Source organism: Aquimarina addita, assembly GCF_039539305.1.
GTDB classification, from domain to species: domain Bacteria; phylum Bacteroidota; class Bacteroidia; order Flavobacteriales; family Flavobacteriaceae; genus Aquimarina; species Aquimarina addita.
Genome location: NZ_BAABCW010000019.1, coordinates 16,621 through 41,187 on the forward strand (window position 1 = coordinate 16,621; position 24,567 = coordinate 41,187).

Here is a 24,567-nt window from a genome sequence, read left to right on the forward strand (position 1 = left end):
ATTTTATTATTTTTTATTTTCAAAAGTGTCTAAAATTTGTTAAAAATCATCAGAATATCCTCCACCTCCAGACATTCCCTCGATGATATCATAGTAGCCATCCATTCCAATACTAAATATAGAAAAAAGGATGCTGGCTACGTTAAGAACAATTCCAATAATAGCTAAAATTTTTCCAATGTTAACATTTTGATATCCCTCATATATGTCAGGATTAGATACGTATAAGGTTGTAGCATTCTTAACCATAATTAAGGCAACAATACCGAAAACAATCCCAAAAATCCCACAGCAACAAGCACTTAAAATAGATAAAATTCCGAATACCAAAATAAGAGTAGAGTTAGGTAATGTTTCTTTTGTCATTTAGTTACTATTTATTTTAAGAATATAACTCACAACCATTGTGAGTACTGTTATAAAAATTAAACAATATTTTATAAGTAAGTCGTTTTTGAATTTTATAAAAAAGTTAACTCCTAGAAATGCTAAAAGTAATAGTAGTGGATAAATCGCTGGATACATAATAAAAGCAGCTGTAAACTCTCCTTTAACCAGCAAAACTAATGATCTTTGTAATCCACAACCCAAACAGTCTACTCCGAAAAGTTTCTTGTTCAAACAGGGAAGCATGTATTTATCTAAGGACAAAACTCATAATTAAAAGTCAACAATATACACAATTTGATTATTCTAAAGATTAATTCAATAAAAAAACTAATATTTGATACTTTTGTATTATGAATAGTTTACGTACTAAACGGGTCGCTAGTGTACTGCTTATGGGAATAGGTACAATTTTATTAATTATTGAGATGATTTCTTTGAGTAAGAATTATTATTTACAAAGTTTGGGAATAGTTTGTTTAATGATCGGACTGTATCTTATTAATGCTTCTATTACATCAAAATCTGACCAGAATATAGTTGCTACTAATGAGAATTTTGATAAAGAAGAGAAAGAAGAAGAGTTATTATGATGCAAGTTGGAGATAAAGTTTCTGTACTTGATGAACCAATTACAGGTAAAGTTATTGCTGTTCAAGGTAAAGAAGTTACGATCGTTTCAGAAGATGGTTTTGATATGACCTATGAAATGAATGAGTTAGTAAAAGAAGAATCAGGTATTGTGATTGTACCTTCTTATGAGGAAGTATATAAGAATTCACAGGATAAAGAGATTTTTAAGAAAAAATCCAAAAGACCAGTTCCTAAGCCAAAAGAAAGACATGTTCCACCTATGGAAGTTGATTTACATATTCATAAATTGATAAAATCAACAAAAGGAATGGGAAATCATGATATGATTACCTTACAGTTGGATACTGCAAAGCGGCAGTTAGATTTTGCAATTCATAAACGTATTCCGGGAGTTATATTTATTCACGGAGTTGGGCAAGGTGTTTTAAAAGAAGAATTAAAATATCTTTTTGGGAGGTATGATAATGTCAGAGTTTCAGATGCAGATTATAAAAAATATGGTTTAGGTGCTATGGAAGTATATATTTTGCAGAACCCTAAATAAATAAAGGTTACTTAATCTTGTAAGTTCTGGAAAAAACTGTTAAATTTTCCAACGAATTTACTTGACTCATATTACATTAGAGTTAGATGCAATAAGTAAACTGCGATATCATGCTTTTTGTTTGAAGGAATGCAATTAATTTTATATTACAACCAATAAGTGCTTTTTTTATGAATTATTGAGGAATCACTACTTGAGTATCTGATCCGAGAAGCAATTCTTCTCTACGAATTTCAATGTCATCTCCAATAAAAGTTATATTTTTTAAAGTGATTGTTCTTTGGTAAACAATATTATTAGGGTCATCATCATTAAAAACTTCCAGGCTAATCTCTGCGGTTCCGTCTGTGCTGGTATATTCTTCAGAAATTTCATTCATACTAGGTGGTACACTTGCACAGAAATATGTAGATCCATTGATAGCAGTTTCAAATTCACGATAAATCAAAATATTGTCGGTCTCATCTAAAGTAATTACCGTAGGTTCATTATCTGTAGAAATAGAATCAGGAGTGCTATCATAAGTGGTGCTGGTAAAACTAAGCGAAAGGGTTCTTTTGTTGTCTGCATCCACTTTATAAAAGACAAACGTATTATCTATATCATTAGAGCAATTCTGAAGTTCACCATCAAAGTTGATAGAAACATCGATAATATCACCCTCACTGCATCCAGTAATGGTTAAAATAATAATTAGTAGATAGATATATCTATACATAAGTAATAGGTGTTTTTATTTGGGAGTAGTAATTGAGATTTCCTGATCTCTAAATCCAAATGAAAAATCTTCATCTGTAAACTGATCATTTGATCCTCCAAAAAGAATATTGTTAACGGTTAAGGTGGTCCTAAATGTAGTGATCACTGTATTATCCAAAGAAGAAGAAACCTCTCCGGTAAATGAAGGAGCCTCATCATTATCTGAGTTAGTATCGAGATAGTCAGGAATCCCATCATCATCAGTATCGTCATCTCTGGCATCGTTTATTTGATTAATATCTTCGTCTATGGTCAGAATCCCATCGTTATCATCATCATTGTCCAGATAATTAGGAATACCATCATTATCAGAATCATCATCTCTAGGGCTTCCATCATTATCCAAATCTTCATTTATCGTTTTAATTCCATCACCATCATCATCCTCGTCCAGATAATTAGGCGTTCCATCCTCATCTGTATCAAGAAAAGATTCATCAGTGACATCATTGTTAGGAATCTCTACACTTGTTAAGACATTATCGTTATCATCATCCTGATCCTTATAATTGGGGATACCGTCATTGTCAGTATCATCATTTTCGAGATCTCCATCTCCGTTAATATCTTCATCTTCTACATTAACAGTCACATCTTCATTAATGGCTAAAACTCCATCATTATCATCTTCATCTACTATTTCTACAATAATAGAGGCTTCTCCACTAATACTTATTAATTCCTCAGTTACCGTAATATCACTATCGGGTATTGTGTTGCAATAATAATCAGATGTGACAGTATTATTAAACTGTCTATATACTAATTGATTATCGTCATTTTCCAAATCAATTAAAATAGGAGTATCTGTGACGGTGGTATCATTGTATATAGGACTAGTAAAATTATAGGAGATAGCTTCATTTGTAGTTGTGTTGATTTTAAAAAAAACAAATTCATTTAATAAGGAGCCTCGACAAAGTTCTAACGTACTATCATCGAATTCAAAACTCGTAACGATAATATCTCCATCATCACAAGAAACTACTGTGAGCATTGATATAAGAAGAAAAATTAGTTTTTTCACAAGAGTTATTTTGAAAATTAGTAAAAGATTTTAAGTTAATAGTCTTTATCAATAACGAATATTAAAAAAGATGTATTATCTAAAGACGAGTAAAATTAATACATGTTCATATTTTGAACATTTTTATTAGTTAAGGACAAAAATAATGGAATTGAAAGATTATAAGGTATCGTGAGGAAAATAAATTTATTCGGTTTAGATTTGTCTCTTTAAAACTAAGGATTTGTTAATAGATATAGCTCATCTTTAATTTTAATTAAATTTGCATCTGGTTATCAACTAAATTTATGAATTTAATGCAAAAGGTTTATTTAGATAATGCTGCAACAACTCCATTGCGACCAGAAGTTGTAGAGGTAATCACCTCTGTATTGAAAGGTGATTATGGAAATCCATCTTCTAGTCACGCATATGGAAGATCAGCAAAAAATCATATTGAGCAGGCACGAAAAAATATTGCAAAATATATGGGGGTTACTGCCTCTGAGATTATTTTTACCTCTGGTGGTACAGAAGCAGATAACCTTGTATTAAATAGTGCAGTGAGGGATCTGGGGGTGCAACGAATTATTACTTCCAGAATAGAACACCATGCCGTATTGCATACCGTACAGGAAATTGAATCCAAAACAAGTATTACAGTAGAATATGTTAGGATTCTTACCGATGGAACTATAGATTATGCACATTTAGAACAGTTGCTGATGGATATGTCTGCGAAAACATTGGTAAGTTTAATGCATATTAATAATGAGATAGGAACAATTTTAGATATCAATAAGGTAGGAGCCTTATGTAAAGATTATGAAGCTTTATTTCATAGTGATATGGTGCAGTCCGTAGGTCATTATGAGGTTAACCTAAATGATAGTAAGGTAGATTTTATGGCAGTCAGCGCTCATAAGTTCCACGGTCCTAAGGGTATTGGTTTTGCTTACCTTAAGAAAAATACAGGGTTAAAACCTCTTATTTATGGAGGAGAGCAGGAGCGGGGATATAGAGGAGGTACTGAAAGCGTGCATAATATTGCAGGGATGGATGAAGCATTACGTCTGGCTTATGAACATCTAGCTATAGAAAAAGCTTATATTGCTGATTTAAAGCAATATTTTATCAATCAGTTAATACAAAAGATTCCAGAAGTTAAGTTTAATGCTAATTGTCTGGATGTTACTCACAACACGTATACATTAATTAATGTTTGTCTTCCTGTATCTGCCGATAAAGCGGGTATTGTGTTATTTCAATTAGACATAAAGGGAATAGCGTGTTCCAAAGGTAGTGCTTGTCAAAGTGGTAGTGGTAAAGGGTCGCATGTGCTTGCAGAGATTCTGACTGACGAGGATATGAAAAAGCCTTCTATTCGTTTTTCTTTTTCGAAATTTAATACGAAAGAAGAGATTGATTATGTGATAAATGAATTGAAAGCATTAATATAAGTATTTATTTTAGAAACGATATATAGCCGCTAGTGGATAAGTTGATTAGGCGCTTTCTACAAGCGTCATTCTAAAAAAAGCAGCTATAAAAGGTTAAAACTTCATGCCTACGCGCACGTTAAATACCCTAGGTGTTAGGAAATTAGGAAGTGCATATTGCTGTTTTACATTTACATCTCTTACAAATGTATTGGTAATTGCATTTTGATTATCAAAAATATTATAGATTTCAAATCCTAACTGTAATTCTTTGAATTTATTAAAAAAGTTACCTTCTTTCCTTCTGTTCTTTTGATCAACTACCACATATAGAATGCCTAAATCAGCACGTCGGTAATCCCGAAGACGGGATTGAAAGTCATAAGGATCTGCATAACTAGGGGATCCTCCAGGCACCCCTGTTTGATATACAAGATTTAAATAACCTTTAAGGTTTGGTATATTAGGAACGTAGTCCTGAAGAAGAATTCCTACTTTGAGTCTTTGATCGGTGGGTCTTGAAATATATCCTCTGTCATCAATGTTTTCTTCGGTCTTTAGTACTCCTACACTAATCCAGCTTTCTGTTCCTGGAACAAACTCTCCATTAAGTCTTACATCCACTCCTTCTGCATATGCTACAGCATTATTTCGTGCTCTATATCTAATTCTTACGTTTTCAATTGTGTATGGATTGACATCAGTAAGCTTTTTATAATATAGTTCGGTAGTTAATTTAAAAGGTCTTCCCCACATCTCAAAACTATAGTCATTTCCTAAGACCAAATGCATAGATTGCTGTGCTTTGACCTGTGGTCTAACTGTTCCTAAAGAATCACGTAGTTCTCTGTAAAACGGAGGCTGATGATACCATCCACCAGATGCTCTAAAAATCATATCCGTATTCCAATCAGGTTTTATAGCAACTTGAGCTCTTGGACTGAAAACTGTTTGCGTATGACTATTAATCCCATCACCACTAACAGTCCAATTATGAAAGCGTACCCCGGCATTAGCCCAGACTTCATGTTCTTTAACATTTGTTCTGATACTATATTGTGAATACCCTGATATTCTATCAATTTTTGTTTTATTCGTAGCACGAACTTCTGTAAAAGGTACAATAGGACTCGTATAAGGTGTATAAGGTTGGTCATTAATAAAATCGGGTAGAGGAGGTCTGATCGAGAACCCTGCAGAATCAATAATCTCATATTCCTGAATTCGATCTCTAATGTCTTCTGATGTATATTTGATTCCCCAATCTAATTGGTGTTGGTTTTTAATATACGTTCCCTTGTGTTCAGCATTTATTATTAAAGCATCCAGGTCATTTCTGGCATGGGTTAACTGAGCGCCAATACCTTCTTGAAACTCTACTTCACCGAGATCTTCACTTCCTATATCTGTATTTACAGTTCCTAGCGAATATGCGGCTAGAATATCAAAGTATTCCTGTTCCTGAGTCTGGTATAATGAGGTAATGAATCGTAATGTTAAGTTTTCATTTACACTATAAGTTCCTTTTAATGCTCCAAAATATGTATCGTATTTATCTTTTTCCTGACCTTCATAAAAAACACTGATAGCAATTGGTTCTGTTAATGTACCAAAATTTGTTTGTTTGAAAATAGGCTCATAATCGTAAGAATTTATAGCAATATTGCCTAAAAATCCTAATTCGAATTTTTTAGATACTGTGTAGGATAAATAAGTTTGTGCATCCACAAACCTTGGTCTGAAGTTTGTTTCTGTTTCTTTAGCATTGACTAATAAGCTATTATCTCTGTATCGTACCCCAACAACTCCAGCAATTTTTTTGTTTTTAGAAATTGCTCCGGCAGCAATACTTCCACCCAATAGGCTGAAATCTGCAGAAAGATCAAATTGAGTAGGTCTGCGATAGGTAATGTCTAATACAGAGGACAGTTTATCACCATATTTAGCTTGGAACCCTCCTGCAGAAAAATCAACATTTCTTACAAGATCGTTATTAACAAAACTCAAACCCTCTTGTTGACCAGATCGAATAAGAAATGGTCTATATACTTCTATTTCATTAACATATACAAGGTTTTCATCAAAGTTACCACCTCTTACCGTATACTGTGTGCTTAATTCATTAGTAGAACTAACACCAGGTAATGTTTTTAGAAGTCCTTCTACGCCTGGTTGTGCAGATGGAGTCATGCGTATAGTTTCCTGATCTAATGTTGTAATTCCTTCTACTGTCTTGCGCTCTCTTCCAGAAATAACAACTTCACTCATTTGCTCAATATCTGTTTTAAGAACAGGATTAAGTTCATATTCCTGATTTTCTTTTAAATTGATTTTGAATGAAATGTTTTTCAACCCCAAATAAGAAATTTTAATTCTTACATCTTCATTTGCTGGTATTGATAACACATATACGCCATCTTCATCAGAAAGCGTTCCTCCATCTTTATTCATGATTTCTGCTCCAGATACCGGTTGATTGGATTCATTAAGAATTACACCTTTTAAGATGGCCGTTTGTGCTAAAGATATATTGCTGGTAAAAATTAAGCAAAAAATGAGAAATAGATATGAGTTTTTCAAAGAGAGAGTGAGTTTATGATTTTCTAAAGAATGTAGTTTCAAAAGTACTGCGGTTTCCTACTTTATCTAACACGATAAGTTTGAATTTATTTTCTGTTTCGGTAATAACTTTGTCATTAAAATCATAAATCAATGTACCTGTTTTGTAATCATACTCCATAAGAATGAATTTACCATTGATTGTTGCTCTATAATTTTTGATTCCAGAATCAGTATCATCAATTTTAAATTTTAGAAATTGCTCGCTGGATATCCATTTATTTTCAGAAACATTTATAGGCACAATTATAGGTTTTTCTATGTCTGTAAATAGCGAATAACTACCAAAACTTCTTGTCCTGGTGGTAAATCGGTTTCCTTTCTTTTTAGTACTGCTATAATAATGTTTGTTGTTACTGCCTAATCTACCAATATATAATTTTTGCTTATCCGCTTCTAGATAATTTGATACATCAAAAGCAATGGTCATATTTTTATGCAGTGGTACATCACTGGTATGTATCTTGATTACATCTCCCTGAGTCTTAATATCAAGATAGGTATTCTCATATAGAGAACCTTTTTCTATAAAAACATCAAAAATACCTGAACTATAAGTGTAATTTTCACTTGATTTAGCATATTCAGTTGTTTTTATTGTTTCAGATACGGATATTTCATTTGTTTTTTCCCCTTGTATAGGAATAATAATTGTAGAGACATTGTTCTTAAAATCTTCAACAGTAACTTTTACTGTATACGACATGCTATCTTTTATATTAATAAATCCATTATTGATAACATCGTTATATATAGTCAGAGGATTGTTTTTTTCGATAAAAAGTTTTGCGATCCTACCACGATGTTTTTTAAAATAACCGTAATCAATAAGTCGATTGATATATCGTGTTTCTGAAAACGAAAAACGATCCATTTTAAGTTCAAAGTTTTTTTGACCATTTACCTCAGTAGCATACGTATAAGCGCCATTTTTATTGTTTGCAAGATCCAATTGATCTATGGCTGCTACGCCAATTCCAATAGTACCAAAGGCAGTTATCTTCTCTGCTTTAAAAGTTCCATCCGCTTGTGGTATCAAGCGAAGTTTATGAGGTTTTTGATTTCCATTGGTATGGGTGTTTTTATCTAGGCTGTATATCCATGCACTATTAATAGTAGGTTTTTTAGTGTCTGCAATATCGAGACCAAATCTCATTGGATTCATTGGACGTCCTCTACCATCTCTAATTTCGAAATGTAAATGAGGGCCACCGCTACCACCGCTATTTCCACTATAAGCTATAATTTCACCTTTAGTTACTTGCAAGGTTCCACTTTCTGGATATAGCTGGATTTCATAGGATTCTTTAGCATACTGTCTTTTTTTGATGTATGCTTCTATTGCTGGAGAAAACTTTTTTAAATGAGCATATACAGAGGTATATCCATTAGGGTGTGCGATATAAATTGCTTTTCCATATCCAAAATTAGAAATTTTAATCCTGCTAACAGTTCCTTCTGCAGCAGCATGTACATCGAGTCCTTCCCGTCCTTCTGTTTTAAGATCTAAGCCAGAGTGAAAATGATTAGATCTTAATTCTCCATAAGTTCCTGAAACTGCAAGAGGAATATCAAGAGGAGATCTGAAATAATCTTGTGGAATGTTTTTTTGACTGTATACAGTAGTAATAATACATAGAGAAAGTATAATAATTGCTCGCATAGTTGGTAAAAGTAAATATTTAGTATTTAAAATTAAAATGTTGATAGATGAAAAACTAAGGGACTAAAAATTAATCACTTGATGTATAAGATTGCGAGTGACTAAAATTAGTTTAAAAACTATTGGGTTTTTTCAATTGGTATGTTAACTTTGTGTAACGAAGTATTGTGTTAAAGTATAATGGGTAATTTAATTGAAATTGTTGATTCTCTTGAGAATAGGATAAGTAAGTTGCTTCACAAATATGAATTAGTGAAACAACAAAATGCTGGTCTTCGGGATGAAATACAGAAATTGAAGTCTGATTCAGAGTCTCAACGTGATCAATTAAAGCATTGGGAAGAAAAATTCAGTGCGCTCAAGAATGCAAATGCAATGCTAGGCAGTGATAAATACAAAAGGGAAACCAAACTCAAAATAAATGCTTTAATAAGAGAGATCGATGTCTGTATAGCTCAATTATCAGAGTAAATAGAATATGGCAAATAAGCTAAAAATCAAAATATCTGTTGCGGATCGTGTATACCCATTGACAATTAATCCTGATCAAGAAGAAGGATTGCGTAAAGCAGCAAAGAAGATAGAGGAGATGATTAAGCAGTTTGAGCAAAGTTATGCAGTGAGAGATAAGCAAGATGTGTTGGCGATGAGCGCCTTACAGTTTGCAGCACAAGTAGAGCAAAAGGGAATAGATAAAGATAGTGATGAGATACTTATAACAGATCGGCTTAATTCGCTGAATGAATTGTTACAAGATCATTTGCTATAAAACGTTCATTTAAATAAATAAGGTTACTGCCTGTACTAGTTATTATTTTTTGATAAACTCAACAAGAATTTTTTTAAAAAGGGTGAGTTTAAGTTGTAAAAGCAAGCCGTGCTGATGTAAATCAGTATGACGGATCCTTGAGCAATTTGTTAGCCCTAAACCTGTTTTAACAGAGTTTATACAAAACCCAACTAGTCCAGGCTTTTTTTATATATAAACATTAACTAGAATTATGGATACAATTATATTTTTGATTATTGCTGCAGTGGCTGGTTTAGTTATTGGTTTTGTTATTGCCAAGGTGCTGGAGCGTAATAAAGCTTCTGAGATCATAAAAAATGCAAACAAAACATCGCAGAGCATTTTAAGAGAGGCAAAAAACGAGGGGGAAACCATAAAAAAAGACAAAATACTTCAGGCTAAAGAGAAGTTTATTGAGTTAAAATCAGAACATGAAAAGGTGATTTTGTCGCGAGATAAAAAAATTGCTGATGCTGAAAAAAGAACAAGAGATAAAGAGTCTCAAGTATCTAATGAATTATCAAAGAATAAAAAATTAAATACAGAGTTAGAGGAGAAATTAAAGGACTATGCGTATCGCAATGAGTATTTAGAAAAAAAGCAAAGTGAGTTAAAAAAATTGCATAATAGTCAGGTACAGCAATTAGAAGTTATTTCGGGTTTATCAGCAGAAGATGCAAAAGAACAATTAGTAGCTTCTTTAAAAGATCAGGCTAAGACTGATTCGATGGCGCTTATACAAAGTACGATTGAAGAGGCAAAACTAACTGCTCAACAAGAGGCTAAAAAAGTTATTATTAATACGATCCAGAGAATAGGTACAGAAGAGGCTGTAGAGAATTGCGTTTCTGTATTTAATATAGAAAGTGATGATGTAAAAGGTCGAATTATTGGACGTGAGGGTAGGAATATTAGAGCTATTGAGGCAGCTACTGGTGTAGAAATTATTGTGGATGACACTCCTGAGGCAATTATATTATCTTGTTTTGATTCTGTGCGTAGAGAAGTAGCGCGTTTATCTCTTCATAAGTTAGTGACAGATGGTAGAATTCACCCTGCTCGTATTGAAGAGATTGTGAAGAAAACCAGAAAGCAAATTGATGAAGAAATCATTGATGTTGGTAAAAGAACTGTAATCGATCTTGGAATTCATGGATTGCATCCTGAATTGATAAAAACAGTAGGGAGAATGAAATACCGTTCTTCTTATGGGCAAAACTTATTACAACACTCCAGGGAAGTAGCAAAATTATGTGGTGTAATGGCAGCAGAGTTAGGTGTAAATCCTAAATTAGCTAAAAGAGCAGGATTGTTACATGATATAGGTAAAGTGCCAGATACGGAGACAGAAGTTCCACATGCTATATTAGGGATGCAATGGGCAGAAAAGTATGGAGAGAAGCCAGAGGTGTGTAATGCAATAGGTGCTCACCACGATGAAGTAGAAATGACAGCGTTAATATCACCTATTGTTCAGGTGTGTGATGCTATTAGTGGAGCTAGACCCGGAGCGCGTCGTCAGGTGTTAGATTCTTATATTCAGAGACTAAAAGATTTAGAAGACATAGCTTTTGGTTTTAGCGGTGTCAAAAAGGCGTATGCCATACAAGCAGGTAGAGAATTACGTGTAATTGTGGAGAGCGAAAAGGTAAATGATGAAAAAGCATCCAGTCTGTCATTCGAAATATCTCAAAAAATACAAACAGATATGACATATCCTGGTCAGGTAAAAGTAACTGTAATTAGAGAAACTAGAGCGGTGAATATTGCCAAATAGTAAGTAGATAAAAAGATATTGTCGTAATAATCTATATCATAAAAGAGACTTTCTGAAAAGAGAGTCTTTTTTTACAAGTAGTTTTTAGAAAACAACAACTCTAATATTAGTATTTGATTGAGGTGGAATCTTTTAAATTAGATAAATTTTCACGTATACTTTATATTGCTATTCCATAGAAAGTAGCCTTTTATACCGTTTGTTGAAGTGGTTTAAGTTATGATGAAAACTATACGTTAAGTATCGTTTAAAAATATAGGATAAAAAATTAGGCTGGTTTTTTAAAACCAGCCTAATTTTTTTTACAGAGTATTGTTACTTTTCGCTAACTATGATTCTGTAGGTTTTTCTGCTTTTTTAATGTCAATGATAAGTTCATCTGAATTGTCTTTATCTAAATCCATAACAATACTGTCACCTTCCTCTAGTTTTGCATTAATTATTTTTTCTGCTAGAGCATCTTCAATATATTTTTGAATGGCTCTTTTAAGAGGTCTCGCTCCATATTGCTTATCAAAACCTTTTTCAGTAAGGTAATCCTTTGCGTTTTCGGTTAGCGATAAATCATAACCTAATGCACCGATTCGTTTGTATAATTTATTTAATTCTATATCGATGATCTTATGGATGTCTTCGCGTTCTAAAGCATTAAATACGATCACATCATCTACTCTGTTTAAAAACTCAGGAGCAAAAGCTTTTTTCAATGCGTTTTCGATCACACTTTTTGCATATTCTTCTGATTGGGTTTTCTTTGCAGCAGTTCCAAATCCAACTCCCTGACCAAAATCTTTGAGTTTTCGTGCTCCAATATTAGAAGTCATGATGATAATTGTATTTTTGAAATCAATTTTTCGACCAAGACTGTCAGTAAGAAATCCATCATCTAACACCTGTAGCATCATATTAAATACGTCTGGGTGTGCTTTCTCAATTTCATCTAATAGAATAACAGCATAAGGCTTTCTTCTCACTTTTTCTGTTAGTTGTCCACCTTCTTCATATCCTACATATCCCGGAGGTGCCCCAATAAGTCTTGAAATAGCAAATTTTTCCATATACTCACTCATGTCAATACGTACCAGCGCATCTTCACTGTCAAAAAGCTCTCTGGCAAGTACTTTTGCTAATTGTGTCTTACCTACCCCAGTCTGACCTAGAAAAATGAAAGATCCAATAGGTTTATCGGGATCTTTTAATCCAGCGCGGTTACGTTGTATAGCTTTTACAACTTTGCTTACAGCGTCATCCTGTCCGATTACTTTTCCTTTGATCAATTGCGGTAATTCTGCTAATTTATTGCTTTCTGTTTGTGCAATTCTATTTACTGGAATACCCGTCATCATAGAAACTACATCAGCAACATTTTCTTCATCTACAGTCTCTTTATGAAGCTTAGAGTCTTTCTCCCATTGTTCTTGGGCAATACTTAATTCCTTTTCAAGATTCTTTTCATCATCTCTTAGTTTTGCAGCTTCCTCGTATTTTTGTTTTTTAACAACACTGTTTTTCAGATCTCTGACTTCTTCCAGTTTTTTTTCAAGATCCAAAATTTTCTTCGGGACATCTATATTTATGATATGAACTCTCGATCCTGCTTCATCTAATGCATCTATGGCCTTGTCTGGTAAAAAACGATCCGTCATATATCTACTTGTCAATGTGACACAAGCTTTAATAGCTTTGTCAGTATAAGTAACATTATGATGTTCTTCGTATTTTTCTTTAATGTTGTTTAGGATTTCAATAGTTTCCTCAACATTAGTAGGTTCAACTATTACTTTTTGAAAACGCCTTTCGAGTGCTCCATCTTTCTCAATGTACTGTCTGTATTCATCCAGTGTAGTAGCACCAATACATTGTATTTCTCCTCTTGCCAGAGCGGGTTTGAACATGTTTGATGCATCCAGACTTCCTGTAGCACCACCGGCGCCTACAATAGTGTGAATTTCATCTATAAAAAGGATGATATCATCATTTTTTTCTAATTCATTCATCACGGCTTTCATCCGTTCTTCAAACTGTCCTCTGTACTTAGTTCCAGCTACTAAACTTGCTAAATCTAAAGTGACCACCCGTTTGTCAAATAAAATACGGGATACTTTTCTTTGAACAATTCGCAATGCAAGACCTTCTGCAATAGCAGATTTACCTACACCAGGCTCTCCTATAAGGAGTGGGTTGTTCTTTTTACGTCGACTCAAGATCTGAGAAACACGTTCGATTTCTTTTGTTCTGCCTACAACAGGATCCAATTTTCCTTCTTCTGCCATTACTGTTAAATCTCTTCCAAAATTATCTAAGACCGGAGTTTTAGATTTTTTAGTTGATTTATTACCTCCAGCAGGAGAGTTAAAAGGGTTTTCTTTTGAGGCATCCCCAGTCATATCGTCATCATCAGAAAATGATTCCGCCTTTGGGTTTTCTATATATTCTTCTTCGTTAGCAATCATAAATTTGAATTGATCTTTAACATTATCGTAATCTACTTTAAGCTTATTTAAAAGCTTTGTAGTTGGGTCATTCTCGTTTCTTAAAATACATAATAACAAATGAGCTGTATTGATAGAAGAGCTTTGAAACAGCTTTGCTTCTAGGAAAGTTGTTTTTAATGCTCTTTCAGCTTGTCTTGTTAAATGTAAGTTCTTTTTTTCATTCGTTGCAATAGCAACACTGGGGTTTGCAGGGCTAAGTATTTCAACCTTTCTTCTTAGATTCGTTAAGTCTATATCTAAGGCGTCTAATATATTAATTGCTTTTCCACTTCCATCCCGCAACAAACCTAGCATCAAATGTTCTGTTCCAATAAAGTCATGCCCTAATCTAAGAGCTTCTTCTTTACTGTAAGCAATTACATCCTTTACTCTAGGTGAAAAATTATCATCCATACAATTTAGTTCCTTTTCTTTTTAATAAATATAGTAATTTTTCAAATTACAATAGCAAAAACTATTCCTTTAACTAAAAATTGTCATAATTACCGCAAATCTATGCCACTTTACAATAGTTCTTTTTTAATTTGTAAACAGAATGTTTTCTGTTAAATCAGCAATGTATTTATAAGAATTTTGCCTTTAATTAGTAAATAGACAAAAAATGCTTTAATAATCAAAATCTAAGATTATAGACTTATTAACTATATAGGTCGTTTAAGTTGTTAATAAATTACGTATATTACTTAAGGTTTTATCAGTTAAAGCAACCGTAATTTATTTAAATTAGCGCGTTTATTAAATAATTTTAGAATAAAATAATTTTTATGGCTGAAGGAGAAAAGCTAATTCCTATCAATATAGAAGATGAGATGAAGTCAGCGTACATCGATTATTCGATGTCCGTTATAGTATCTCGTGCATTACCGGATGTTAGAGATGGTCTTAAACCTGTGCATAGACGTGTTTTATACGGAATGCATGAACTGGGTGTTAGGGCAAGTAGTGCACACAAGAAATCTGCAAGAATTGTCGGTGAAGTTTTAGGTAAATATCATCCACATGGAGATACTTCTGTTTATGACGCGATGGTGCGTATGGCACAAGAATGGAGTCTGCGTTATATGCTGGTAGATGGTCAAGGTAACTTTGGATCTGTAGATGGCGATAGTCCTGCTGCAATGCGATATACAGAAGCGAGAATGCGTAAGATATCAGAGGATATGCTCGCAGATATAGATAAAGATACTGTAGATCATACTTTTAATTTTGATGATACTCTACAAGAGCCAACGGTTTTACCTAGTAGAATCCCTGGTTTATTAGTTAATGGTGCATCCGGGATTGCTGTAGGTATGGCAACTAATATGCCTCCACACAATCTAAGTGAAGTTATCGACGGAACCGTTGCTTACATAGATAATAACGATATAGAAATTGATGAACTCATACAGCATATCAAAGCGCCTGACTTTCCGACAGGTGGCGTGATCTATGGATATGATGGGGTGAGAGAGGCGTTTAAAACTGGTAGGGGACGTGTGGTAATGCGAGGTAAAGCTAGTTTTGAAGAAGTTAATGGCCGAGAGTGCATTATTGTTAGTGAGATACCTTATCAGGTCAACAAGGCAGATATGATCAAAAAAACTGCTGATCTTGTTAATGACAAAAAGATAGATGGTATTTCATCAATTCGAGATGAATCGGATAGGAAAGGAATGCGGATCGTATATATTTTAAAAAGAGATGCGATACCTAATATTGTATTAAATCTTTTATATAAGTATACCGCATTACAATCTTCTTTTAGTGTTAATAATATTGCTTTAGTAAATGGAAGACCCCAGTTGCTGAATGTAAAAGAAATGATTCATTACTTTGTGGAGCACAGACATGATGTTGTGGTGCGACGCACAAAGTATGAGTTGAAAAAAGCAGAAGAGAGAGCTCATATATTAGAAGGATTGATAATAGCTTCTGATAATATTGATGAAGTAATAGCATTGATCAGAGCATCTTCTAATGCGGATGAAGCTAGAGAAAAATTGATTGAACGCTTTAAACTTTCAGAAATTCAAGCAAAAGCAATAGTAGAAATGCGATTGCGTCAACTCACAGGGCTGGAGCAGGATAAGTTACGCTTAGAGTATGAAGAATTGATGAAGACGATAGAGGATCTTAAAGATATTCTTGCAAAGAAAGAACGTCGAATGGAGATCATTAAACAAGAGCTCGAAGAAGTAAAAGAAAAGTATGGTGATGCCAGACGTTCTCAGATAGAATATGCCGGAGGTGATCTTAGTATAGAAGATATGATTCCGGATGAAAAAGTAGTCATTACAATCTCGCATGCGGGATATATAAAACGTACTTCTCTGACAGAATATAAGAAACAGAATAGAGGAGGAGTGGGACAGAAAGGAAGTACTACAAGAAATGAAGATTTCTTAGAACATTTATTTGTGGGTACTAACCACCAATATATGTTATTCTTTACTCAAAAAGGGAAATGTTTCTGGATGAGAGTTTATGAGATCCCTGAAGGAAGTAAGACATCTAAAGGAAGGGCGATACAGAATTTGATTAATATAGAGAGTGATGATAAGGTAAAAGCTTTTATCTGTACTCAGGATCTTAAAGACGAAGAATATATCAATTCTCACTATGTCATAATGGCAACTAAACGTGGTCAGGTCAAAAAAACATCCTTGGAACAATATTCGCGACCAAGAACAAATGGTATCAATGCGATTACAATAAAAGATGATGATGAGCTGTTAGAAGCAAAACTTACAGATGGAAAAAGCCAGGTAATGCTTGCTATAAAATCAGGAAAAGCGATTCGTTTTGAGGAAGAGAAAACGAGGCCTATGGGGCGTGGAGCTTCTGGAGTTCGTGGTATACGATTAGCTGATGAACAAGATGAGGTTATAGGAATGGTTGCTGTCAACGATATGGAGAGCGATATACTTGTAGTTTCTGAGAATGGATATGGTAAACGCTCTAAGTTAGAAGATTATAGAATTACGAATCGAGGTGGTAAAGGAGTGAAAACGATTTCTGTGACTGATAAGACCGGGAATCTTGTGGCCATTAAAAATGTTATGGATACTGATGATTTAATGATAATTAATAAATCTGGTATTGCAATTAGATTAGCCATTGAGGATTTAAGAGTTATGGGACGAGCAACTCAGGGGGTTCGTTTGATTAATTTAAAAGGAAAAGATTCTATTGCGGCCGTTGCTAAAGTAATGCATGATGAAGACGTGGTAGAAGAGGAAGATGAAAATAATATAGATCTAAATATTCCTGCCGAAGACAATGATGAAAATAGTATTGATGGCACGGATATTGATGAAACACAAAAGGATTAAATTAAACCAAGATAAAATTAGAAGTAATGAAAATTAGATTTGTAATAGTATTTTTTTTAGCCATTAGTGCTGTTGGATTCTCTCAAAAGCAAGAGCTAAAATCTGCGGTAAAAGCGGTTAAATCAGGACAAATGGATGAAGCAGCTAATGCTTTAAAAGCTGTAGAAGGAAAATTAGATGTGGCAGATGAGAAAATGAAAGCTCAGTATTATTTACTTAATGGACAAGTAACATCGGCTACTGCTGGAGATTCTTTAGATCAATTGGAATCAGCAGCAATGTCTTATCTTAAGGTTTCAGAAATAGAAAAAGCTTCAGGTAGCAATAAATTTACCGGAGAAGCTGAGACACAATTAAAAGCATTAAGAGATGCTTTAGTGACTAAAGCAATTGAAGATCAAAAAGCAGGCGATAATAAATCAGCTGCAGAAAAATTATATTTAGGATATAAGACGAATAAAAAAGATACTTTATACTTATACTATGCGGCTTCTAATGCTGTAAATGCAAAAGAGTATGATGAAGCATTATCTTATTATAATGAATTAGTAGAGCTTGGGTTTGATGGTAATGAAACTCAATATGTAGCTATAAATAAAGAGACTAGCGAAGAAGAAGCGTTTCCATCAAAAAATTTACGTGATATTTCTGTAAAAGCTGGAACTCATATTAAACCAGAAAAGAAAGAATCAGGTTCTAAAAAATCTGAAATCACTAAAAACATCGTACTTATTTATGTAAGTCAAGGTAAGGATGAAGAGGCAATGAAGGCTTTAGAATTAGCAAAAGCAGAAAATCCCGATGATTCTTCTTTATTACAGGCTGAAGCCGATATGTTTTATAAGTTAGGTAATGTGGAGAAATATAAAGAGATCATGGAGCAAATAGTTGCGAAAGATCCTAATAATCCTGATTTATTATATAATTTGGGCGTTAGTGCTTCACGTTTAGGTAATAATGATAAAGCGTTAGAGTATTATAAAAGAGCTTTAGAGCTAAAACCTGATTATGGAAAGGCACAGATTAATGTTGCTTCTTTAATCTTAGGTAAAGAAACAGCTATCGTTGATGAAATGAATGCGTTAGGAACCTCTAGTAGTGATTATAAAAAATACGATGCTTTAAAAATTCAGCGTGAGGAATTATATAAAAGCGCAATTCCTTATTTAGAAGGTGCTTTAAAAAGTACACCTGATAACGTAGATGTTTTGAAAACATTAAAAAATATTTACACTCAATTAGATGATCCAAAAGCAGATGAAATAAAAGGCAAATTGGAAGCCTTGGAAGGAGGAAACTAATTGTACATTCTTTATACCATACAAAAAGCCGAAACGTTATCGTTTCGGCTTTTTGCTTCATTAAAGATGAGCGCTATTATGTTCTTTAATATCTTTATACCAACTCTTGATCTAACAGCTGAATATTACTTTGTAATCGTTCTTTGACAATATTCATCATTCTTTTGTTTAAAGCAGAGGAGTTTTTAATATATAACAAGTACTCACTTACTGTAAAATGACCGATGACCATCCCTTTTAAACTGTTTCTGAACTTCATATCTTTTTGGATAGCATTTTCAATATAAAGTAAACGCTGCTCTAATGATAAATCATAGAATGTATTCTTTCTTTTTTTTATATAATTTTTAAATATTTCGGTTAATAATTCATCTTGTAATTTGATAATGGGTCTGATTGTTTTATTCTGAAATTGTTCATCAAAAGACATGTTTTCAGATACTCGCGCACTCAAAATTTGTGGGCGTATCGCCAATAATTTAGATTTTCTGTTTTCCATAATAAAGATGTTTACTAAAAATACAGAATTGTTTATTCTAAAGTGAACAAGAAGAAACAGAGTTTTAAACCACTTATGAACAAAATAAAACTCAATTCAATAATTACTTAAATATTTATTTTCATTTAGAGAATTTTAATTATTAAAATGTTGGTAAATAGATTACTTTAGATAAACTTTTATTAGAATAAACATAAAAAAGAAAAAGTAATAAATATGCAATTTGGTAAAGTAGAATTTCCGGAACGTATTGATTTTGAATTGCCAAAAGACCATATTGATACGAAAAACATTTTAAAAGAAGGGGTTTCTAAAAAACTGTCAATCTCAGTAGGGTGTGCTAAATGGAATAAACAAGATTTGAAAGGGTTTTATCCAAGGGGAACAAAAGATGAGCTTTATTATTACTCCAGACAGTTTAACGCGATAGAATTAAATGCTACTTTTTATAGAATTTTTTCTGAAGATCAATTTAGAAAATGGTATGATAAAACACCTGAGGGATTTACCTTTTTTCCAAAGTTAGTTCAGAATATTTCACATTTTAAACGATTGAATGATGAGGTTCAGCCTTATGTTGACGAATATTTAGCCAGTGCAATCCACCTGAAGGAAAAGTTAGGGACTATCTTTTTACAACTGCACAGTAATTTTGGTCCTAAAAACTTTGATAGGGTTGTCAATTTTTTAGATCGATGGCCAAAAGAAATTAGATTGGCTATAGAATTCAGGCATACAGACTGGTTTCAGGATACTTCTGTTGCTAAGGAGTTGTATGAATTGTTAGAAAAGAATGATGTTTCTAATATTATTACAGATACAGCAGGGCGTAGGGATTTACTCCATATGAGATTGACAAATAAAGAAGCTTTTATACGTTACGTAGGAGCAAATCATCCTAGTGATTATACGAGATTAGATGATTGGATACAGCGATTAAAAATATGGAAACAACAAGGGATTGAGCATATTCATTTTTTTGTACATCAGAATCTGGAGACAGAATCCCCCTTATTATCTAAACATTTTATTCAATTGCTTAATAAAGAATTGGGCGCTACTCTTGATATCCCAAAACATTCGTCTGATGAGTTGTCCTTGTTTTGATCATGTTTACTAATTATCTATAAAATAGTTGAAGGAATACAATTCAACGTTAAAGTTGTTGACAATAAACAAACGATTAATACAATAGAAGTGTTTTAGATCAAAGACATTAGTTAGGATTTAAAAATAAATACATCTTTAGAAGTAATAATAAGATATTATATATAATGATTAGTTACACGTCACTGTATCTTCTACAGAAATTGTAGTTCCTGTATTCGCAAGATTACATACGGATTGAGGAATTGAGGTTAGATTAATATTCCCTGTTAAATATAATTGTTCGAGCTTAACGAGCCTTCCAAACTCTACTGGTATTTCTGTTAATTCATTATTTTGGAGATATAACCGTTCTAAATTAGATAAATTACCGATATCTGCAGGAATGTCGTCTAAATTATTAGTGCTTAAATTAAGATAAATAAGATTAGCTAAATTTACTATTTGATTTGGTACTACTGAGATTGAGTTTCCGTAGATTAAAAATGTCTCTAGATTAGCTAAATTTCCAATGGAGGCTGGAATCGAAGCTATATCATTGGTATGCAAACTAAGGCTGGTCAAATTGGTTAGATTACCTATTTCTTGAGGAATACTTGAAATATTATTTCTTCCTAAATTAAGATTGGTAAGTGCTGTAAGGTTTCCAATTTCTAAAGGAATAGAATTTAAAGAATTATCAGAGGCAAATAATAGTTCTAAATTAGTTAATGTACTTATATTAGAATGAAGCGTTGTTAATTGATTTTCTGATATATATAGTTTTTTTAAATTAGTTAAATTTTTAATCGCAGAAATATCCGTAAGCTTATTGTAAGAGAGATTTAGTGTTTCTAGATTGATAAGACCTTCTAAACTAGAGGGTAAACTTTCGATATCGCATTCATATAAGTTTAGCGTCTCTAATGCCGTAAGTTCGCCAAAAGATTCAGGAAGTGTACCGATGGGGTTTAATTCTAAATTTAAGTAGGTTAATGATTTTAATTGACCAATGCTTTCCGGAATTTCTCTAAGACCGGTGTCAAATAAGTTTAAGCGCTGAAGATTTACAAGATTGCCTAACCACTCTAATGAATCACCAGTACCACAATACTCACAGCTAATACTTTCTAATGTCGTTAATTCACCAATTTCTTCAATTAATGTATTATTACTATCATCCATGCTTAAACTTTTAAGATGGATTAGGTTAGTAACATCACTGGTAAGATTAAGCTTAAAGTCAGAGTCAAAATTTAACTCAATTACTTTTTCATCCTCTGCGGTTACTCCATACCAATTATTCATGTCCGGATCATCTAAATCCCAAGAGTAATCATCATCCACTGTTGTGTTTATGTAGGTGTCATAATACATATTAATCAATGCTTTCCGTTCTGAAATCCCTGGTAAATTGATAGATACTGTATAGGTAGATGCTGTACCGTCTTCTGCAGTAACAGTATAGGTTACTGGTATTGTAAAGTTTTGAGGTTCCATACTGGCGGGGCTAATCGTTGCACCTTCAGAAATAATAATTTCTGGCACTACAGCTGTCACATTACTATCGTGAGGTAATAGGAAGTTGATGGTATTATCTTCATTGATGATCGCTTGTTTATCTTCACTTAGTAAAGCGGTGTTAGCAGCTTGTGGTAAGGTAAAAGATACAATCACTTTTTCATCGCTAAAGACAGGTTCTTCCTCTTCTTCCTCTTCTTCTTCCACAACGACTTCTTCCTCTTGAGCTTTTATAAGATCATCACTAAACTCCTTGCTACAAGATGTAAAAAAAATGAACAAAGAAAAATAGGCAAGAATGCTTAGTGTATTAATTTTCATAGGTACAATAATTATTGGGGTTGGGGTATTACTTTTTACAAATTTATGCTAATTTTATCTTAAAATCAATTTTTTAAACTGAAATTGAATGTCCGCTAATTTGCTAAACTACTAAAAACCAATAGCAGTGTCATCACCTCTTCTGTCTGCCCCTGCTTCTAAAGTTCCATTAGGTAACACTAATATAGCATCTACTTTACTACTTATTTTTGAAGCTTTTTCACTCACGGGATATCCTTGATACTCTAATATTGTAAGTAATTGTTGATCAAATTTATGAGGTTCAAAATATATGGAATCTGGTAACCATTGATGATGGAAACGAGGTGCATTAACAGCATCCTGCATAGTCATTTTGTATTCGTGTACATTTAATATGGTTTGTAGAACAGATGTAATGATGGTAGAGCCTCCTGGAGTACCTACAACCATCCATAGCGCATTATCTCTTTCTATGATAGTAGGTGTCATCGCACTGAGCATTCTTTTTTCTGGTACAATAGCATTAGCTTCTGCTCCTAATAGCCCATACATATTAGGAACTCCTGGTTTTGTGCTAAAATCATCCATTTCATTATTCAAAAAGAACCCTAGTTCTTCTATGAATAATTTAGAACCATAGGCACCATTTAAGGTAGTTGTGACTGATACCGCATTCCCAAAAGGATCAACAATCGAATAATGAGTGGTTTCGTCGCTTTCATATCCAGGAATTTTACCATAACTAAGATCAGAGGATAGGGTAGGTTGATCAAAACTAAAGGTTTTCATTCTACTATTAGCATACTCTTTACTTATTAAAGCGTCAATGGGTATTTTTACATAATCCGGATCACCTAAGTAATAACTGCGGTCAGCATAAGCTCTTCGTTCTGCTTCTGTAAGTATCTTTATTGTTTCCATCGAATTATGACCATAAGAATGTAAATCATATGGTTCTATCATCTTCATGATTTGTGCCAGGCAAATGCCACCGCTGGATGGGGGAGACATCGAAATGAGAGAGAGGTTGTCGTATTGAAATGTAATAGGTTTGCGCCATTTTGCCTCATATTTTTCTAAATCTTCTAAGGTAATGATTCCACCTCTGGATTGTAGATACTCAACTAATTTTTGCGCTGTTTTACCTTTATAGAATTCATCTTTTCCATTTTTAATTATTCGTTCTAATGTTTGTCCCAATGCTACATTTCTTATAGTATCATAAGCTTGGTAAGATCTTGAATATAAGGTAGTATCTCCATTAGTTTTCTTAAAAATATCCTGATATTTTTCGAAACGCTTTTGTTGTTTATTAGTAATGGCATAACCTTTATAAGCCAATTCGACTACTGGAGTCAATAACTCTGCTATGGGTAGAGAACCAAATTTTTTATGTACTTCAAAAATCCCCGCTATGGTTCCAGGTACACCTACAGATAACCCACCAATCTGACTTTTATCGGGGATTGGATTTCCATCTTTATCGAGATACATGTCTTTATGAGCAGCAATTGGTGCTTTTTCTCTGTAATCTAATGCTCCAGTTGCTCCATTTGCTTTGCGGTATACCATAAATCCACCTCCACCCAAATTTCCAGCATAAGGGTATGTTACAGCTAAAGCCATTTCTGTAGCAATCATGGCATCAAAAGCGTTTCCTCCTTTTTTGAGAATAGCAGAACCTATCATCGAAGCCTCTTTTCTGGCAGAAACAACCATAGCATTTTTGCTAATGACTCCTGGGGTAGCTATTGTTTTTTCTTTTTTACAGGAACATAGGAAAAACAAGCACAGTATATAAATTAATACCTTCATATTCATAATCTTCTTATTTCGTCTTTAGTAAATAATTCAAGTTCTAAAAAGAAAGATCTGAATTCCTTTTCAAAATCCGAATAATTTTGTTCCAGTTCTACAACTGCGAAATTCATTTTAGACCTATTTTTAGTGCGATGATTCATTTGATATAAAATCCTTCCTATACCAGGTATGGTGGAATAACTGAGTAACCAATTATCTCGCAACATATAAGGGAGAAAATTTTGTATTCGTTTAGGTAGTATTTCAAAATATTCTTGTAGTAATTCATAAAAGTCAGCAACATACTGGTCTAATGGTATTTCACAGTACTCGCTCCAATACGCTGCTAGGTAATGATCATATAAAATGTCTACGATGACCGTACTATAATGTCCGTATCTCGGGAAAAGTCTTTTTACACTTTGTTTTACAATAGGATGACTATCGGTATAGGAATCAATTTTACGATGTAATATAATACCTTGTTGGATTCTATTAGAAAATTGATCAAATTTTTTTCCTTTTACGGCGTCAGCAATAAAATTACCGATTTTTAATTCTGTATCATTTCCGGATAAATAAATATGGGCTAAGAAATTCATTAGCTCAATGTACAATTTTTTGTAAGTTGCTTGATTATTTTTATAAACTTTAATACTAAAGTTGTGGT

Annotated in this window: 20 protein-coding genes and 1 other RNA gene; 10 read left to right on the forward strand and 11 right to left on the reverse strand. The window is 33.2% G+C overall.

The window, feature by feature from the left end; all coding sequences use genetic code 11:
- Positions 1 to 39: 39 nt before the first annotated feature.
- A complete protein-coding gene (locus ABD816_RS17880) occupies positions 40 to 366 on the reverse strand; it encodes a CCC motif membrane protein (RefSeq protein WP_344929716.1) in 327 nt (108 codons plus the stop codon).
- Entirely contained in the window at positions 367 to 633 is a 267-nt protein-coding gene (locus ABD816_RS17885; protein ID WP_344929718.1) for a DUF2752 domain-containing protein, read from the reverse strand.
- A gap of 107 nt (positions 634 to 740) precedes the next feature.
- On the opposite strand from ABD816_RS17885, the gene ABD816_RS17890 reads away from it, so the two are divergent.
- Both ABD816_RS17890 and ABD816_RS17895 read left to right on the forward strand, forming a co-directional pair.
- Positions 741 to 980: a hypothetical protein gene (locus ABD816_RS17890; RefSeq protein WP_344929719.1), complete on the forward strand. Its 240-nt coding sequence runs from the start codon at positions 741 to 743 to the stop codon at positions 978 to 980.
- A complete protein-coding gene (locus ABD816_RS17895) occupies positions 977 to 1,525 on the forward strand; it encodes a Smr/MutS family protein (protein ID WP_344929720.1) in 549 nt (182 codons plus the stop codon). Before ABD816_RS17890 ends, ABD816_RS17895 begins: the two co-directional genes overlap by 4 nt.
- Before the next feature lie 175 nt (positions 1,526 to 1,700).
- On the opposite strand, the gene ABD816_RS17900 is transcribed toward ABD816_RS17895, so the two are convergent.
- Both ABD816_RS17900 and ABD816_RS17905 read right to left on the reverse strand, forming a co-directional pair.
- A complete protein-coding gene (locus tag ABD816_RS17900) occupies positions 1,701 to 2,243 on the reverse strand; it encodes a hypothetical protein (RefSeq protein ID WP_344929722.1) in 543 nt (180 codons plus the stop codon).
- Positions 2,244 to 2,258: 15 nt separating this feature from the next.
- Complete coding sequence (locus tag ABD816_RS17905; protein WP_344929724.1) at positions 2,259 to 3,311, reverse strand: hypothetical protein; 1,053 nt, start codon at positions 3,309 to 3,311, stop codon at positions 2,259 to 2,261.
- Positions 3,312 to 3,607: 296 nt separating this feature from the next.
- Here ABD816_RS17905 and ABD816_RS17910 point away from each other — a divergent pair, with 296 nt between their 5' ends.
- The gene (locus tag ABD816_RS17910) at positions 3,608 to 4,750 is read left to right on the forward strand and encodes a cysteine desulfurase family protein (protein WP_344929726.1); all 1,143 of its coding nucleotides are present in this window, start codon (positions 3,608 to 3,610) and stop codon (positions 4,748 to 4,750) included.
- Positions 4,751 to 4,843: 93 nt separating this feature from the next.
- Here ABD816_RS17910 and ABD816_RS17915 read toward each other — a convergent pair whose 3' ends face one another.
- Both ABD816_RS17915 and ABD816_RS17920 read right to left on the reverse strand, forming a co-directional pair.
- Positions 4,844 to 7,309 carry a TonB-dependent receptor gene (locus tag ABD816_RS17915; protein ID WP_344929728.1) on the reverse strand — a complete coding sequence of 822 codons (2,466 nt, stop codon included), beginning with the start codon at positions 7,307 to 7,309 and terminating at the stop codon, positions 4,844 to 4,846.
- 13 nt (positions 7,310 to 7,322) lie between these two features.
- Complete coding sequence (locus ABD816_RS17920; RefSeq protein ID WP_344929729.1) at positions 7,323 to 9,011, reverse strand: M23 family metallopeptidase; 1,689 nt, start codon at positions 9,009 to 9,011, stop codon at positions 7,323 to 7,325.
- A 180-nt stretch (positions 9,012 to 9,191) separates the two neighbouring features.
- Between ABD816_RS17920 and ABD816_RS17925 the strand changes: the two genes are divergently transcribed.
- The 4 genes from ABD816_RS17925 to rny all read left to right on the forward strand — a co-directional run bounded on the left by ABD816_RS17925 (position 9,192) and on the right by rny (position 11,578).
- Positions 9,192 to 9,482: a hypothetical protein gene (locus ABD816_RS17925; protein ID WP_425549124.1), complete on the forward strand. Its 291-nt coding sequence runs from the start codon at positions 9,192 to 9,194 to the stop codon at positions 9,480 to 9,482.
- 7 nt (positions 9,483 to 9,489) lie between these two features.
- Positions 9,490 to 9,780 carry a cell division protein ZapA gene (locus ABD816_RS17930; RefSeq protein WP_344929733.1) on the forward strand — a complete coding sequence of 97 codons (291 nt, stop codon included), beginning with the start codon at positions 9,490 to 9,492 and terminating at the stop codon, positions 9,778 to 9,780.
- Positions 9,781 to 9,836: 56 nt separating this feature from the next.
- A non-coding RNA gene (gene ssrS / locus ABD816_RS17935) (6S RNA) lies at positions 9,837 to 9,958 on the forward strand.
- A 54-nt stretch (positions 9,959 to 10,012) separates the two neighbouring features.
- Positions 10,013 to 11,578 (forward strand): ribonuclease Y, encoded by a 1,566-nt coding sequence (gene rny, locus ABD816_RS17940; protein WP_344929735.1) that lies wholly within the window; start codon positions 10,013 to 10,015, stop codon positions 11,576 to 11,578.
- Between the two features lie 329 nt (positions 11,579 to 11,907).
- Here rny and ABD816_RS17945 read toward each other — a convergent pair whose 3' ends face one another.
- Positions 11,908 to 14,466 (reverse strand): ATP-dependent Clp protease ATP-binding subunit, encoded by a 2,559-nt coding sequence (locus ABD816_RS17945; protein WP_344929736.1) that lies wholly within the window; start codon positions 14,464 to 14,466, stop codon positions 11,908 to 11,910.
- A 371-nt stretch (positions 14,467 to 14,837) separates the two neighbouring features.
- Between ABD816_RS17945 and gyrA the strand changes: the two genes are divergently transcribed.
- Both gyrA and ABD816_RS17955 read left to right on the forward strand, forming a co-directional pair.
- Positions 14,838 to 17,387, forward strand: coding sequence for a DNA gyrase subunit A (gene gyrA, locus ABD816_RS17950; protein WP_344929738.1), 2,550 nt, complete (start codon positions 14,838 to 14,840; stop codon positions 17,385 to 17,387).
- A gap of 26 nt (positions 17,388 to 17,413) precedes the next feature.
- A complete protein-coding gene (locus ABD816_RS17955; protein WP_344929740.1) occupies positions 17,414 to 18,688 on the forward strand; it encodes a tetratricopeptide repeat protein in 1,275 nt (424 codons plus the stop codon).
- A 94-nt stretch (positions 18,689 to 18,782) separates the two neighbouring features.
- On the opposite strand, the gene ABD816_RS17960 is transcribed toward ABD816_RS17955, so the two are convergent.
- On the reverse strand, positions 18,783 to 19,187 hold the full coding sequence (locus tag ABD816_RS17960; protein ID WP_344929741.1) for a glyoxalase: 405 nt from the start codon (positions 19,185 to 19,187) through the stop codon (positions 18,783 to 18,785).
- Positions 19,188 to 19,403: 216 nt separating this feature from the next.
- Between ABD816_RS17960 and ABD816_RS17965 the strand changes: the two genes are divergently transcribed.
- Positions 19,404 to 20,294, forward strand: a complete 891-nt coding sequence (locus ABD816_RS17965) for a DUF72 domain-containing protein (protein ID WP_344929744.1) — start codon at positions 19,404 to 19,406, stop codon at positions 20,292 to 20,294.
- A 171-nt stretch (positions 20,295 to 20,465) separates the two neighbouring features.
- On the opposite strand, the gene ABD816_RS17970 is transcribed toward ABD816_RS17965, so the two are convergent.
- The 3 genes from ABD816_RS17970 to ABD816_RS17980 all read right to left on the reverse strand — a co-directional run bounded on the left by ABD816_RS17970 (position 20,466) and on the right by ABD816_RS17980 (position 24,499).
- Positions 20,466 to 22,115, reverse strand: coding sequence for a leucine-rich repeat domain-containing protein (locus ABD816_RS17970; RefSeq protein ID WP_344929747.1), 1,650 nt, complete (start codon positions 22,113 to 22,115; stop codon positions 20,466 to 20,468).
- A gap of 111 nt (positions 22,116 to 22,226) precedes the next feature.
- Positions 22,227 to 23,912: a gamma-glutamyltransferase gene (gene ggt, locus ABD816_RS17975; protein ID WP_344929748.1), complete on the reverse strand. Its 1,686-nt coding sequence runs from the start codon at positions 23,910 to 23,912 to the stop codon at positions 22,227 to 22,229.
- Between the two features lie 2 nt (positions 23,913 to 23,914).
- Entirely contained in the window at positions 23,915 to 24,499 is a 585-nt protein-coding gene (locus ABD816_RS17980) for an acyl carrier protein phosphodiesterase (RefSeq protein ID WP_344929749.1), read from the reverse strand.
- Between the last annotated feature and the right edge of the window lie 68 nt (positions 24,500 to 24,567).